At 57.1% G+C, this 14,026-nt stretch carries 13 protein-coding genes; 6 read left to right on the plus strand and 7 right to left on the minus strand.

The annotated features are described in order from the left end of the window. The first annotated feature begins 30 nt into the window (after window positions 1-30). The 6 genes from zapE to ACT7DV_RS15530 all read left to right on the plus strand — a co-directional run bounded on the left by zapE (window position 31) and on the right by ACT7DV_RS15530 (window position 4,665). Window positions 31-1,083: a cell division protein ZapE gene (gene zapE / locus ACT7DV_RS15505; RefSeq protein WP_444663892.1), complete on the plus strand. Its 1,053-nt coding sequence runs from the start codon at window positions 31-33 to the stop codon at window positions 1,081-1,083. Beyond that, window positions 1,080-1,721: a peptide deformylase gene (def, locus tag ACT7DV_RS15510; protein WP_444663893.1), complete on the plus strand. Its 642-nt coding sequence runs from the start codon at window positions 1,080-1,082 to the stop codon at window positions 1,719-1,721. The genes zapE and def overlap by 4 nt, the downstream gene beginning before the upstream one ends. Next, on the plus strand, window positions 1,721-2,572 hold the full coding sequence (locus ACT7DV_RS15515) for a putative RNA methyltransferase (protein ID WP_444663895.1): 852 nt from the start codon (window positions 1,721-1,723) through the stop codon (window positions 2,570-2,572). Before def ends, ACT7DV_RS15515 begins: the two co-directional genes overlap by 1 nt. A gap of 103 nt (window positions 2,573-2,675) precedes the next feature. Then, window positions 2,676-3,152 (plus strand): NfeD family protein, encoded by a 477-nt coding sequence (locus ACT7DV_RS15520; RefSeq protein ID WP_444663897.1) that lies wholly within the window; start codon window positions 2,676-2,678, stop codon window positions 3,150-3,152. 50 nt (window positions 3,153-3,202) lie between these two features. Beyond that, the gene (locus tag ACT7DV_RS15525; protein ID WP_444663899.1) at window positions 3,203-4,132 is read left to right on the plus strand and encodes an SPFH domain-containing protein; all 930 of its coding nucleotides are present in this window, start codon (window positions 3,203-3,205) and stop codon (window positions 4,130-4,132) included. Window positions 4,133-4,317: 185 nt separating this feature from the next. After that, window positions 4,318-4,665 carry an RNA polymerase-binding protein RbpA gene (locus tag ACT7DV_RS15530; RefSeq protein ID WP_060701601.1) on the plus strand — a complete coding sequence of 116 codons (348 nt, stop codon included), beginning with the start codon at window positions 4,318-4,320 and terminating at the stop codon, window positions 4,663-4,665. Window positions 4,666-4,845: 180 nt separating this feature from the next. On the opposite strand, the gene ACT7DV_RS15535 is transcribed toward ACT7DV_RS15530, so the two are convergent. The 7 genes from ACT7DV_RS15535 to ACT7DV_RS15565 form a co-directional block, all read right to left on the minus strand. Further along, on the minus strand, window positions 4,846-5,574 hold the full coding sequence (locus ACT7DV_RS15535) for a polyprenol monophosphomannose synthase (protein WP_444663902.1): 729 nt from the start codon (window positions 5,572-5,574) through the stop codon (window positions 4,846-4,848). A gap of 411 nt (window positions 5,575-5,985) precedes the next feature. Further along, window positions 5,986-7,584 (minus strand): amidohydrolase, encoded by a 1,599-nt coding sequence (locus tag ACT7DV_RS15540; protein ID WP_444663904.1) that lies wholly within the window; start codon window positions 7,582-7,584, stop codon window positions 5,986-5,988. 61 nt (window positions 7,585-7,645) lie between these two features. After that, window positions 7,646-10,429: a DEAD/DEAH box helicase gene (locus tag ACT7DV_RS15545; RefSeq protein ID WP_444663905.1), complete on the minus strand. Its 2,784-nt coding sequence runs from the start codon at window positions 10,427-10,429 to the stop codon at window positions 7,646-7,648. Window positions 10,430-10,458: 29 nt separating this feature from the next. Continuing rightward, window positions 10,459-11,325, minus strand: a complete 867-nt coding sequence (gene tatC / locus ACT7DV_RS15550; protein ID WP_444663907.1) for a twin-arginine translocase subunit TatC — start codon at window positions 11,323-11,325, stop codon at window positions 10,459-10,461. A gap of 8 nt (window positions 11,326-11,333) precedes the next feature. After that, window positions 11,334-11,549 carry a Sec-independent protein translocase subunit TatA gene (tatA, locus tag ACT7DV_RS15555; RefSeq protein ID WP_060701596.1) on the minus strand — a complete coding sequence of 72 codons (216 nt, stop codon included), beginning with the start codon at window positions 11,547-11,549 and terminating at the stop codon, window positions 11,334-11,336. Between the two features lie 32 nt (window positions 11,550-11,581). Continuing rightward, complete coding sequence (locus ACT7DV_RS15560) at window positions 11,582-11,941, minus strand: hypothetical protein (protein ID WP_444663909.1); 360 nt, start codon at window positions 11,939-11,941, stop codon at window positions 11,582-11,584. 3 nt (window positions 11,942-11,944) lie between these two features. Then, window positions 11,945-13,942, minus strand: coding sequence for a helix-turn-helix transcriptional regulator (locus ACT7DV_RS15565; RefSeq protein ID WP_444663911.1), 1,998 nt, complete (start codon window positions 13,940-13,942; stop codon window positions 11,945-11,947). Window positions 13,943-14,026 lie beyond the last annotated feature (84 nt).

A 14,026-nucleotide genomic window follows, 5' to 3' on the forward strand; every position in this document is an offset into this window, starting at 1 on the left:
TGCCGCATCCGCGAATGGCAAAATTTAGTTATGCCCGAACCGTCGTTACGAAATTCCGCAAAGAATGCACTGGCCAAGCAAATCCTGGATTCCCTGGCTGCAGAAGGAATTATCGCTGATCCTACCCAGCAACAGCTCATCGACGTTCTGGGCAAGACGGTCGGACCAGCCTCGAAGAACGCCCCGCAAAGCGCCTATATCTACGGCCCGCCAGGTCGAGGGAAAACGGTTATCGCCAATTCGTTGGTTGCGCATCTCCCGGCGCACAGCACTAGGAGATTTCATTTCCACGAGTTCTTTCACCAACTGAACTCCCCCAAAAATCGCGTCCCTGGCCAGCCACTTGGCGCCATTTTTTCTCAAGGGCTCGAACGGGAACTGGCTGGCATCCAGGTGCTCATCTTCGACGAATTCCACTGCACGGAGCCAGGCGATGCCATGTTTATGGGAAAACTGGTCAAGTACTGCAAGCAACACGATATTCAATTGGTGACCACGTCCAACTACGAGCCTGAGAAGCTGCTTGACGACGATGCCTTCCACCATTTGGTCAAGCCAATAATCGAGTCCATCCGTGCTGATTACGAGGTATTTGAACTGGATCATGCGCTGGACTACCGTCTACGGAAGGCAGACATGGAGGGCGCCACTTCCGGGTATCGCAGTGGTTCACTGACCCTGCTCCCCCAGCAGGCGCCTAGCGACTCGCTCGAAACATGGATAGAAATCGGATACGACCGAATCGGTCCGGCCCGCCAAGCAGGCGAAGCTATTTGGATTAGCTTCGATCAAATTTGCAGGACCCGGCGCAATACCGCGGATTATCTGGAACTTGCCACCCGTTTTCCGCGGTGGCACATCACCCAAATCCCATCCAGCGAACTGATGCCAATGGATGAAGAGCGCCGTCTCGCGAACCTGATCGATGTCTTCTACGACAAGGACATTGAAGTTCATTTGTACGCCGAGGACGACTTGTCCCAATTGGGCCATATGCTTCATGCCACCGAAAAGGCGCGATTGACCTCGCGCCTAGCGCAGCTACACCGCCACGACATAGAACGGACCACTGTTTCTCCATGAATCCTGAATACACCAACCAAGAGATCCAAGCGCTCGTGCTCGCAGTGCTAGAAACAGCTGACGACAATCTCGTCCTGCCTATCGTCCAGCTTGGCCACCCAGTACTTCGGCAGCAAGCCGTTGCCTACACCGGACAGCTGGATCAGCCCCTGCTCGAACAGCTTTTAAGCGCCATGCGCCAAACCATGTATCACGCGCCGGGTGTAGGGCTGGCTGCACCGCAGGTAGGTATTCCGCTTCAGATCGCAGTGCTTGAAGATTTGTACCCTGTGCCAGAAGAGATTGCCGCCGAACGCGAACGCGAACCGCTGGAGTACTTCGAAATTTTCAACCCGTCGTACGCCGCCACCTCCGATCGCGAAGCCGTGTTTTATGAGGGATGCTTGTCGTTTGAAGGCTTCCAGGGCGTTGTTACTCGTCCTGCCGATATCACGGCAACTTACGAGGACCGCGGCGGAGCGCAACATTCACGCGCGTTCAGTGGCTGGCAAGCACGAATCGTGCAGCACGAGACGGATCATCTCAGCGGGGTCGTCTACGTTGATAAGTCGGAAACGCGCTCGCTGATCAATGAGCAAGAACTATGGCGCCACGAAAGTCTGGACGTCAACACCGCCAAGAAGGTACTGAACTTCTGATGCCCAACATCGACACCACCGTCACCTGTCCCGTCTGCGACATGCCGTTGCAGTTCAGCGACGAAACGAGGAAGTCGCTGCGCTGTGTCTCCAGCCATCGCTTCGACGCCGCAAAACAGGGCTACTTCAACTTCCTCACGGGCAAGGGAACCAATTTCCTTGAAGACACCTCGGCCATGGTGCAGTCACGAGAGGCATTCCAGTCGAGCGGACACTACGCCCCGCTAGCAGGCAAGCTCTTGGAACTTGTAGGGAAATATCATCAAGGATCTACCCTGGATCTGCTCGACGCGGGCGCCGGCACAGGCTACTACCTGAACCAGATCCTCAACGCTACAGCCAACTGCCAGCATGATGCACTGGCGTTGGATATCTCCCGGTTTGCCATGCGCCGTGCCGCGAAGCTGCCCAGCACCATGGCTGTGGTGTGGGACGTTTGGCGGCGATTGCCGTCGGCCGATGCCTCGCGCGATGTGGTGCTCAACTGCTTTGCTCCGCACAATCCAGCCGAGTTTCGCAGAGTCCTGCGTGAGGACGGCGTATGCATCGTCGTCACCGGCGAACCCGATCACCTGAACGAAGTGGTCGAGCCATTGGGCATGCTATCGGTTGCTGAAGGGAAATTGACTGCCCTGACGGAAAAGTTTGCGGCCGAGCATCTGGCGCACAGTGATACTCAGCACCTGAGCTATCAGATGGCGTTGAACGACGAGGACCTGTACAACCTGGCCTTCATGGGCCCCGCGGGACACCACCTCTCCCCCGAAACTTTGAGAGACAAAGTACGTTCCCTCGGCAACCAGCAGGTAACAGCATCCTTCGGAGTACACGTTTTCGTCCCTGAGGCATAGAAAATACCCCAAAATGACTACTACTTTCAGGTCCGGGATACGGCAGAATGTAGGAAAGGCCAAAGCTTGTGGCCCTTGTCCTATGAGAAATTAGGTGGATTCCATGACTACTGCGGAATGGATCATAAGTAATGCGTGGGTAATCTGGCTTGCGCTGTTCTTGCTCTTGGCCATTATCGAGATGCTGTCACTCGACCTTTACTTCATCATGCTGGGCATAGGTGCTCTTGGAGGGGTCACGGTAGCCCTGCTCAATGGACCGCTGTGGTTGCAGGTAGTTGTCTTCTGCGTAGTTTCGCTTTTGATGATCCTGCTAGTTCGGCCCATCGCCGTTAGGCATTTGAAAAAATCACCGGCCGGATTCCGGTCCAATATCGAGCGATTGATCGGTGCGGATGCGCTGATCCTCGAGCCCACCTCTCGGATCTCTGGCTCAGCCAAGATCCAGGGCGAAATTTGGTCCGTTCGCGCAGAGTCGAATGTTCCGACGATGACCCCTGGAACCTACGCCGTGGTTTCCCGCATTGATGGCGCAACCGCATATCTTTCCCCGAAGCCTGAAGACCCAGCTGACAGCTGATTCCTTCTCGACTTTTTCATCACCCCGCACAATGAAAGTGAGTACGAACCATGAATTCTAATGGTTTTGGCGTAACCGTTGTGCTTGTCGTTCTGGCGATCTTCGTGATCGTCGTTCTATTGCGCAGCGTGCGAATCGTGCCCCAGGCACGTGCCGGCATTGTTGAACGCCTCGGCAAGTACAACCGCACCTTGAATCCCGGCCTGACATTGTTGATCCCGTTCGTGGATCGCCTCTTGCCTCTACTTGACCTGCGCGAACAGGTGGTCTCCTTCCCGCCACAGCCAGTGATCACCGAAGATAACCTCGTGGTCTCAATTGACACCGTGGTTTACTTCCAGATCACCGAGCCACGTGCGGCAACCTACGAGATTGCCAACTACATCCAGGCTGTGGAACAGCTGACCACCACCACCTTGCGTAACGTCGTTGGTGGATTGAACTTGGAAGAGGCCCTGACCAGCCGCGACCAGATCAACGGCCAGCTGCGCGGAGTTTTGGACGAGGCCACCGGCAAGTGGGGCATTCGAGTCTCGCGTGTCGAGCTGAAGGCCATTGATCCACCACTGTCCATCCAGGACTCGATGGAAAAGCAGATGCGTGCAGAGCGTGACCGCCGCGCCGCCATCCTGACCGCTGAAGGTACCAAGCAGTCCTCCATCCTCACCGCTGAAGGCCAGCGCCAGGCAGAGATCCTGAAGGCAGAAGGTGATGCGCAGGCATCGATCCTGCGTGCCGATGGTGAAGCCCAGGCTATCCAGAAGGTCTTCGACGCAATTCACGCTGGCCGGCCAGATCAGGAACTGCTGGCTTACCAGTACCTGCAGACCTTGCCGAAGCTTGCTGAAGGCACTTCCAACACGCTGTGGGTCATCCCAAGTGAGCTGACCGAGGCCTTGAAGGGTATCGGCGGAGCACTTGGTGGCAACACGTCCCCAGCAACCCCTCCTACTCCCCCTGCCACTGGCAGCGACGTGTAGCAGCAGCTGGTTTCATAACTAGATAGCAGTTAGCGGCGAGGTGCAGGCCATGCACCTCGCCGCTAACGCGTATAATGGATGTTTTGGTGCCTGAAGATTCCACGGCTGATTGTTGGCTGGAATTATTCTTCGGTGCCAAACGTTGGTACGTGTAGCGAATTCTTTTAACATCGCGGAGGGAAATCATGAGCGATCGCAGCCTACGAGGCATGCGCCTGGGTGCACAGAGCATGGAATCTGAGGCAGGTGTGGAGCCGGCTGCCCGTCAGCGCGTGGAATACCGTACCGAAGACGGCGAGACCGTCTTTGTTGTCTTTGCAGCGGAAGCAGAAATTCCAGCCGTCTGGCACACCAAGACCGGCAAGGAAGCCAAGCTTGTCCATGGCGAAGCCCAGATGGAAGAAGCTAACAATGAGAAGCCAGTCCGCACCCACTGGGATATGCTCCTGGAGCGTCGCAGCGAAGAGGAGCTGGAAAAGACTCTGGCAGACCGCCTGAAGCAGCTGCGTGCCGCTCGCGGGGAAACTGTCTAGCACTCCCCCGATAAGCCGCTGGCAAGCCCAGTGCCGGCTTGAGGGAATATTCGAGGGCTGGTTCCACAACCATTGGTTGCGGAACCAGCCCTCGAATGTTTTCAGCGGGCAGCGGTGCCGAGCTGAAAGCAGAAATGGCGCGCACCGGGTTATCTCCCGGCACGCGCCAAATCATCAAATCTACTTCTTTGAAGTCAGCTTCTTCCAACGAGCGCCCAAACCCCAACGGGTTACATTCCACATCGCTTCGAAGACGATGTTGCCGCTCATCTTGGATGCCCCAAGTTCTCGCTCCACAAAGGTCACTGGAACCTCGACAATCGTCTTGCGCAGCATGGCCACGCGGAAAGTCATATCTACCTGGAAGCCATAGCCGCGCGATTCAACAGCATCGAAGTCGATGGCCTCCAGGGTCTCGCGCTTGAAGGCACGGTACCCGGCAGTGATGTCGCGAAGCGGAAGTCCAAGCATCGTACGGGAGTAGAAGCTGCCGCCACGAGAGATGATCTTGCGCAGCAGCGGCCAGTTAACTACCTCACCGCCCTTGACCCAACGCGACCCGATGACCAGGTCGGCGCCAGCGGCGCTTGCCTCGAGCAAACGTGGAAGCTGTTCCGGCATGTGCGAACCGTCGGCATCCATTTCAACCAGGACATCGTAGTCGCGAGCCAGTGCCCACTCGAAGCCCGCGATGTAGGCGGCGCCGAGACCATCCTTGCCGGTGCGGTGAAGCACATGGATGTTTAAATCATCAGCCGACATCTTGTCAGCAAGTTCGCCTGTGCCATCCGGTGAGTTATCGTCAACGATCAATACATCCGAATCCGGAACCGCGGACCGCAACCGCCCTACGGTTAGCGGGAGCGACTCCAGCTCGTTATAGGTCGGAATGATTGTAATGACGCGCACTCGGCGACACCTTTCTGGGTATGCAACATAAAAGCTCTCCCCCGAAACCCGAAAGTTGGAAAACCAGCAAATTCGGCAACGGGAAGAGATAATCCAAATTCAAAGTATAGTCATCAATTGTTCGCCAGATCATTGAAGACACTGCCTAAAACAACGATCCTCAGTGACTTCGGCCCTATTTTGCCCGCAAGCAGCTCGCAAAATGTTATCTAAGGTCACTGAGGATCGTTGTTTAAACTGCGTCGTTTCGAACGCAACGCTTGTGCATCGCGAAGAGGCGCTTACCTCAGCCTAGTGGGTAACCCACCTAGGCTGTCAACCATCTAATGACTTCAGCCTTTATCTAGACACCACTAGTCAGGTCGTTCTTGATGAAAATTTTTAGGCTAAGGTCAATGGTTTCGCTTTAAGCTAGATGACCTGCTCCAGATTGTCGAAGATCGTAATTCCGGCACGGACGGTGCGCAAGCACTGCGGAATTTCCTCGTCAACCACCGGCAGCATTGGCGTACCTGCGCGAGCGTCCGTGCTCCACGAGCTAATGCGAACGTCCGGGGTCTGCACAGCAAGTTCCGAGGCTGTCCACACGGCGAAAGTTGCCTGTGCCCCGATAGCCAGCTGACCGGCTAGCGGATTCATCTCGCCCATGGCACGGTACGTTGACCTGGTTTGGGCCAAGAAAGCGGCGCGTGCCGAAATGCGTGCTCGGGCATTGGACATGTTCATCGCCGCGCGTACTACTTCCCACCCATCGACCTCGGTCACCGGAGCATCGGATCCAAGAACCATTGGAACACCAGCTGAAAGCATGGCCGAAAGGTTGTTCATCGTTTCGGCGCGCTCGCCCAAGCGCTGAACGTACATTCCGTTCGAACCGCCCCATGCCTTATCGAATACCGGCTGCATGGAAACGGTGATGGCATACTGCAATAGCCGTGACCGAGTTGGCTCATCGACCATCTCCACATGCTCCAGGCGGTGTCGGCCCATCTGCACCTTGGAAACGCCGATTTGTTCGGCGGCCAGATCAAAACCGTCAAGAACCACATCCAGTGCGCCATCTCCGATGACATGGAAGGAAGCCTGGATGCCGCGAGTGCTGCACGCTACCAAATGTGCTGCAATTTTTTCCTTGTCCAAGTACAGCGTGCCACGCTCGCCGGAGCGGTCGCTGTAGTCTTCGCGCAGGTAAGCCGTGTGGCTGCCCAGGGAACCGTCTACTTTGAGATCTCCGCCCAGGCCCAAGAGCCTGCCTGATGGAAATGATGCAAAGAGCTCATCGGCTGCATCAGCATCGCTGACCAGTTCGCCCCAGTAGGCATAGACCTTCGGTAGGTTCGGCTGATCGTCAGCCAACAGCTGGTCCAAGGCAGCACGACCCTCAAGTTGCGGCGCGGCCATTTCCACTACGGTGGCAAAGCCCCGTGACGCGTAGTGCGCCAAAGCCAGGCGCTGGAATTCGTGATCGGCCTTTTGCGCCTTAGCCAGAGCCAAGCGCACCTCGTCATGATCGTTGCCGGCGACGAGTCCGGGCTTCAAATCTCCCAGCCCCAAGAAGTCCAGGAGCTCTTGGTTGACTAGGGCGCTGTGAACATCGCGGCGGGAGAGGTAGTACGCGCGGCCGTCAGCGGCGCTGGTGAGGTCGTTTTCGGCAGGGAGTTCCTGCTGCGCCCAACCGGAGTTGTCCCACCCCTGAGCCAGGACAACCTTGCTGGATTTCTGGCCTTGCCCTGCAACCAGAGCCAACAGCGAGCTGGCTGATGTGGCGGAGCTCAGGTCTCCCCCAGCCAATGTACGGCCCAGGGCCGCAAGGTGAGTGTGCGACTCGACAAAGGCCGGAGTCACCAGCCCTCCTCGCAGATCAACAATCTGGTCAACCGATTCGGCGTGGCGATCCGCGGCGTCCTCACCGCCTAGCCAGGAAATCGTATCGCCATCCACAACCATTGCGGTCGCAAATGGGTCCGCGGCGGAATAGACTGCCCCGTTTCGGTACAGTGTTTTTGCCATCAGCGTGCTCCCTTTTCTCGTGCACCGATTAGTAAGTATTTAATGTGCTGCGCACGGCATGCTAGGCCAGCACGTTCGAGTAGGCCACTACCCCGCGCTTGACCTGGTCGGCTGCCTTATAGGCATTGCGCACGAGCATTGGAGGCAGGTCGGAATTCTTGGCGAATTGGTCCAAGGTATCAATGACCTGCTTGGCCCAACGAACAAAATCTCCCGGTGCCATGTCGGTTCCGCGCAGTGCGCTATTCAGGCTCGAGCCCCGAGCCCACTTGTACATAGGCCAGATCAGTCCGGATTCAGGTGGTGCGGTCGGGTCCAAGGCCAGCGCCTCTTCGGCATCCGACAAGTCGCCCCAGATTTTAATCGTGGTATTCCAGATGTCGGCAACCTTGTCCGTGGGCATCTTCGGATCCGGGCGATCGCCATCCCGGCGCGCCTGGTACACCAGGCTGGCGACGACCGCGCACAGCTCCTCGGAATTGAGCTTGCTGAGCTTTCCTGTCTCGAGGATCTGGCTCGTTAGCAGATCGCGTTCTCCGTAGATCCTGCGCAATCGCCGGCCCGAGTCGGTGAGCGTGAAATCATCGCCTTCACCGGAGGGCGTGAGGTATTCGAACTGTTCAAGCACCTTGCAGACCTTGTCGAACTGCGTGGCAATCGTATTGGTCCGCCCGCGAATGGCGCGGCGTGCCTTGTCCGTGTCCTTCTTCAGCTTCCAATACCGATCGGCCCAGCGCATATGCTGGTCCTTCTCGGAACAGGCATGGCATGGATGATCCTTGAGTTCCAGGCGCAAGGCGTCGATTTCCCGTTCGAAGGAATCCGCGCCATCGTAATTGAAGCTTTGCGCATCCACGCGGGGCGGGCGCTGGTCATGAACGGCGTTGCGCAGCGAGGAGGCCAAGTCGCGGCGTTCCTTCGGTGCCCGGCCAGTGAACCCCTTGGGAATCCTGATCCGCGAAATGATTTCGACCGGTCCGCTGAGGTCCTCGGACGACAGCCGTCGCAGGTGCCCGTCTTCTGTCAGCACCGTATGCCGCGGGTTGTACATTGCGGTATCGAGCTCCACCACCACAGCACGCCCAAAGCGGCGTCCTCCCGGAAGATCGACGACATCTCCGCGGATCACCGAGTGGAGGGAGCGTTCTGCGGCGGAACGGCGTTCGGCGCGGCGGTTCTTGGCCGCGTTCTTTTCCAGTGTCGACAAATTTCGCTGGAGCTTCAGATACTCGGGGAAATCGCCGAGATGGCACTGCATTGATTCCGCGTAGCCGGCCAGTGATTCTTCCTTGGACCGGACCTGGCGGGCCATACCGACAACCGAGCGGTCTGCCTGGTACTGGGCGAAGGATGATTCCAGTATCTGGCGGGTTTGCTCACGGCCGAACTGGGCCAGCAAGTTGGTCGACATGTTGTAGGTCGGCCGGAAAGAAGAATTCAGCGGATAGGTTCGCTTTGAGGCTAGTCCGGCCAGAGCTTCGGGTTCGAGGTCCGGATTCCAAATAACGATGGAGTGGCCCTCGACATCAATGCCTCGACGCCCCGCGCGGCCGGTCAGCTGGGTGTATTCGCCAGAGGAAATCTGCACGTGGGACTCGCCGTTGAATTTGACCAGCTTTTCCAGAACCACGGAACGTGCCGGCATGTTGACGCCCAGGGCCAGGGTCTCGGTGGCAAAAACCACCTTGATGAGGTTCCGGGCAAACAGGTCTTCGACAATTTCTTTGAAGATCGGCAGCAAGCCCGCATGATGCGAGGCGAAACCGCGGATCAGCCCATCGCGCCAAGCCCAGAATTCCAGGACATCGAGGTCTTCGCCGGGAATCCGATAGGCGACCTCGTCCAGTGCCTGTGCGATTTCTGCGGCTTCCTCATTGGTGGTCAGCCGCAGGTCCGCCATGGCGCATTGCTGCACTGCCATGTCGCAGCCCTTGCGGGAGAAAATGAAGAATATGGCCGGCAGCAGCCCGGCCCCGTCCAGTTTGCCGATCACCGATGGACGGTTGACCCGCTGGCCCAAGCCCGAGGCCCGTTGCGGGCCGCGGCTTCCCTTGCCTCGTCCGCGCTGGACACGGCCGCCTGCATTGAGGGTGCGAACCAGCTTTCGAAGTTCAGGGTTGACGCTCGCCTTGGATTCGCCCCCTGCCACCTGGTCGAATGCGACGTCCTCAGCGAAGAGGTCGACAACATTTGGTCCCACCATGACGTGCTGGAAGAGCGGCACAGGACGGTGCTCGGAGACGATGATGTCCGTTTGCCCGCGCACGGTGTCCAGCCAGCCGCCGAATTCCTCGGCGTTGGATACCGTAGCTGACAGGGAGATGATCTGAACGTTCGAGGGCAGGTGAATGATGACTTCTTCCCACACTGCACCACGGAACTTGTCGGCCAAGTAGTGGACCTCGTCCATGATGACGTAGCCGAGTCCATCAAGGGTCTGCGATTCCGCATAAAGCATATTGCGAAGGACTTCGGTGGTCATCACAACGATCTGCGCTTTGGAATTGATCGATGTGTCACCCGTGAGCAGGCCGACGCTCTGGGCGCCATAGCGATTGACCAGTTCGGAATACTTCTGGTTGCTCAGGGCCTTGATCGGAGTGGTGTAGAAGGCCTTGCGGTTTTCACGCAGTGCCTGGAAGATCGCGAATTCACCGACCACGGTCTTTCCGGCGCCAGTTGGCGCTGCAACGAGCACGCTGTGGCCCTCGGTAACTTTCTTGCAGGCCTCGGCTTGGAACGGATCCAGGTCGAAGGAGATGCTTGCGCGGAAGTCGGGTAGCGCGGTGCCGAGTTCGACCTGCCGTGCCTTGGAATTCGCGTATTGTTCCGCGGGTGAAGTCACTTGTGGCCGTTCGCTTTCTTGACGGTTATTTACAACTGTGAATTAGGTTCGTCGATGTGGCTCGGAGCATCGATTGTCGACGAATCCCCCTTGGCCAAGCGCTCGTTTTCAGCATCCTGGGCGGCTTGCTTCTTCGCACGCTTCTTGTCGTTGAAGTAGCAGAATACTGTTGCCGCAGCGAAGGTCAGGAACAGTGGTCCTGCAAGCGCGAACATCGTGATGGCATCGCCACCCGGAGCAGCCATCGCAGCCACCACCGCAATAAGGAAAACGGTGATTCGCCAATTCTTCAAAATCACCTTGGCAGAAAGTACGCCCACCATATTCAAGCCCACCATCAGCACCGGAACCAGCATGGCCAGGCCGAAGGCAAGCAGCAAGCGGATGATGAATGGCAGGTACTCGTTGATGTTGATCAGGTTCTCGGAATTCTCCGGAGCCAAGCTGATGAAAAAATGAAGGGCGAAGGGCAACACAAAGTAGGCCATGGCGACACCGCCGATAAACAGCGGCACCGAGATGGCAACGAAGCTATAGCTGAGCCGGCGTTCATTCTTTTTCAGTCCTGGGACGATAAATGCCCACAACTGATAGAGCCATACCGGGGACGAAATGAGAATTCCGACAAAGAGCGCGACCTTGATCATGATGTCGAAAGGCGACATCACGGCCGTGAAATTGACTGATCCCCCAGCTGCCTGCACTGGAGCGATGATGAGCTCCAGCAGCCAGTCATAGATGAAGAATCCAGCCACGGTGCCCAAGGTCAGCGCTATGAGCGATTTGAAGAGCCGGTTTCGAGCTTCAATCAGATGCTCTTTAAGAGACATCCGGCCTTCGTCGTCTTTGACCCGCTTCTTCTTATTGCGCGGTGTCTTATCGTTATTTGTTGCCACAGATAAGGTTACGAGTTGTTCTTTTCGTTAGGATTCTGTTCGTTGACTGTCCCGTCGACAGTCTCCGATTTTGGATCGTCATCCTTCATCTGGCGAACTTCAGATTTGAAGATGCGCAGCGACTGGCCCATCGAGCGAGCAAGGCCCGGAAGCTTTGGCGCACCGAAAAGCAGCAGTGCCAATACGATAATGATGACCAGATGCCATCCCTGTAAACCACCCATGTGATTTCCCTTCTCTCAAGTTAAAGTCTACGTCAGAACAGGCGAAGATCGCGCATGTTCTGGGCTTGTCCTCGTTCGGTTCGACGGGCGACTCTGCGCAATCTGCGCGCCTCAATGCGTTCTGCTTGACCTTTGTCACGCAGCTTGCGGATCTTCTCGGGATCGCTGTGCGTTGCATCTGTTCCGTGCGGATAGCGGCGTGGATTCGGAGTGTATTCCACGACGGTGCCGGGACGGCTCAGCCCCTCGCCAATCTGGTCGGCAGCAGCGCCTAGACCTTCAACGACAGCCATTCCCCGCTTGAATAAGCGGAATCCAGCAAGAACCGCTACCAGAAGAGTCGCCAATACAAGCACCGTCCACAACAGGACCCAAAACCACCAAGGAAGCATCTACTAATCCTCATACATTCCGATAGCCTCGTCCAACCACAGCACGACTTGTTCGCGCGTAGCGTCAGGACTGACCACGGCCAGTTTACCGCTGTGCCGAGCCACCAGTGGAGCGGCCACTTGATGATCGGAGAAGCGTACCGTGGCCAGGTATCCATTATCGACTTTGCCCGTGGACCAAGTAATAGGGTGGAAAGCTTCTACAACGGGCAAGATTTCCGCATCAACAAAGAGCACGACCTCAAGGTCATCCGAACTCGCCTCATATCGAATCAGGACGTCCTGCTGGTCCTCGTGCCTTGTTGACGGAACGTAATGTTCATCTAGCGTTTGGGCACTTAAAATCCGATCGACACGGAACGTCAGCATATTTTCCCGTTTTCGGCACCATGCGCGCAGGTACTGGATGGACCCGTCTTCAATCATCCTCACCGGTTCAACGTCGCGCAGCTGATGGGTGCGCGAGCTGGCAGAGTAGTAATCGATGCGTACCACTTCATGCTGCCGAACGGCCTGGACTAGCTGGCGCGGGATGTCGCTTTCGCGTGCCTTGGACAGCGCAAAACCCAGTGCGCCGTTCCAGCCTTCAAAGCGGGCTACGGCGGAGTTGACCTTGGCCAGGGCAGAGTTCAGGATATCTTGATGCTCAAACTCCGGGATGCTCGCCAAGGCATTAAGGCCGCCAAGAACCGCGACGGCTTCCAGCGGTGCAAGCTTCTGCGGTTCAGCCAATAGTGCCGCGTTGGAGATCGTGACGGTATCCGATTCAAGGTCTCCGTCATTAACATTGATCAATTCGTCGTGTTGACCATTGGGGACACCGCACATCATGATCATGGATAATTCTTCGCGGACCTTGGCCACGCTCATTGAATAGCGTTCGGCGAGTTCCTGGATTGCCACGGCGCCATGGGCAACGACATATTGGATCATGTCGATATTGCGCATCACCTGGGTGGTCGTCGTTCCGCGTCCGGCAGCCCGGCTGGGCCGGAACTTCACCTGGGAATAGGCATCCAAGCCCTGCTGTGCCAGTTGCGAGGCTTTGGCCGCGGAGAGCAACCCGCGAACTTGCTCGGCCAATTCTGCTGGCTCGAGTACTTGGACTGCCGGCCCGTACGCGGCAAGTTCGGTTGCAAAAGAGTGCGGATCCGAGTAACCAATTTGAAGCTCTGCGCTTGTGCCGCGTCCGTTCAGGGACTGCGCACGCAGCGGAATTGCCTCATCACCGCGCAGCTTGATGGTTGCGATATATCCCGGGTGTCTCAGATCGAAGTCCAGGAGCACCTGGTTCATCTGGAAGCCCTCGGGGCGCGGATGATAGGCGCTCCCCTGCCCGTTGTGCCGGTGGTTGCTGAGCTTGCCCTGCACGCGCGAGAGTCGGAAGACCCGCGAGTCGCTGCGGGAGTGGTCGTAGCCCGTGAAATACCAGTTGCCGTAGCGCTGCCCAATCCCCCACATGTCGACGATGCGTTCCGTTTTTGAGCCTTGGGAAGAAACATAGGTGAATTTCAACGTCTTGCGGTTGAAAACTGCCAGCGCGCAGTCGCGGAAGTTCGGCTCATCCATGGACAAGCGGGGCACCAGCGATCCTGCCAGCGGTGCAACCGGCGACACGGCATCGGCGTGGCCGGTAACCCGGGCGGCCGCGTTCAAGCCCAGCGACTGGAGCTTGGTGTCTTTCCATAGGCTCGCTGCCAGGGCGACGATTCCGGCTTCAGATGGACTGAACATCACCGGCGGCAAGAACCAGTCGGTCGTGTCAATGCTGTAATAGGGAACGCCGTCGATCGTTTCCTTGTCCAACTGCAGTCCGAAGTCATTGCGGATGTCGTCTTTGAGCCGGTCAAGGGCCTTTTCCCGGGTATCGGCAGAACCGTCAGGAACGAGATATTCCCCAATGCGTTCTGCATTGAACTTCCGGGATTTGGTCGCCAATGCATAGATCAGGCTGGTTAGGCGCTCTGCTTTGCTCGGACCACTGGATTGCTTTATGCTCACTTGTTTAGACTAACCAACTTTTACCTTTAAGCATGACTTTTAAGACAGCCAAGGCCCCGATTGTTATATCGGGGCCTTGGCGCC

Source organism: Glutamicibacter sp. TV12E (assembly GCF_052441935.1).
Taxonomy (GTDB): domain Bacteria; phylum Actinomycetota; class Actinomycetes; order Actinomycetales; family Micrococcaceae; genus Glutamicibacter.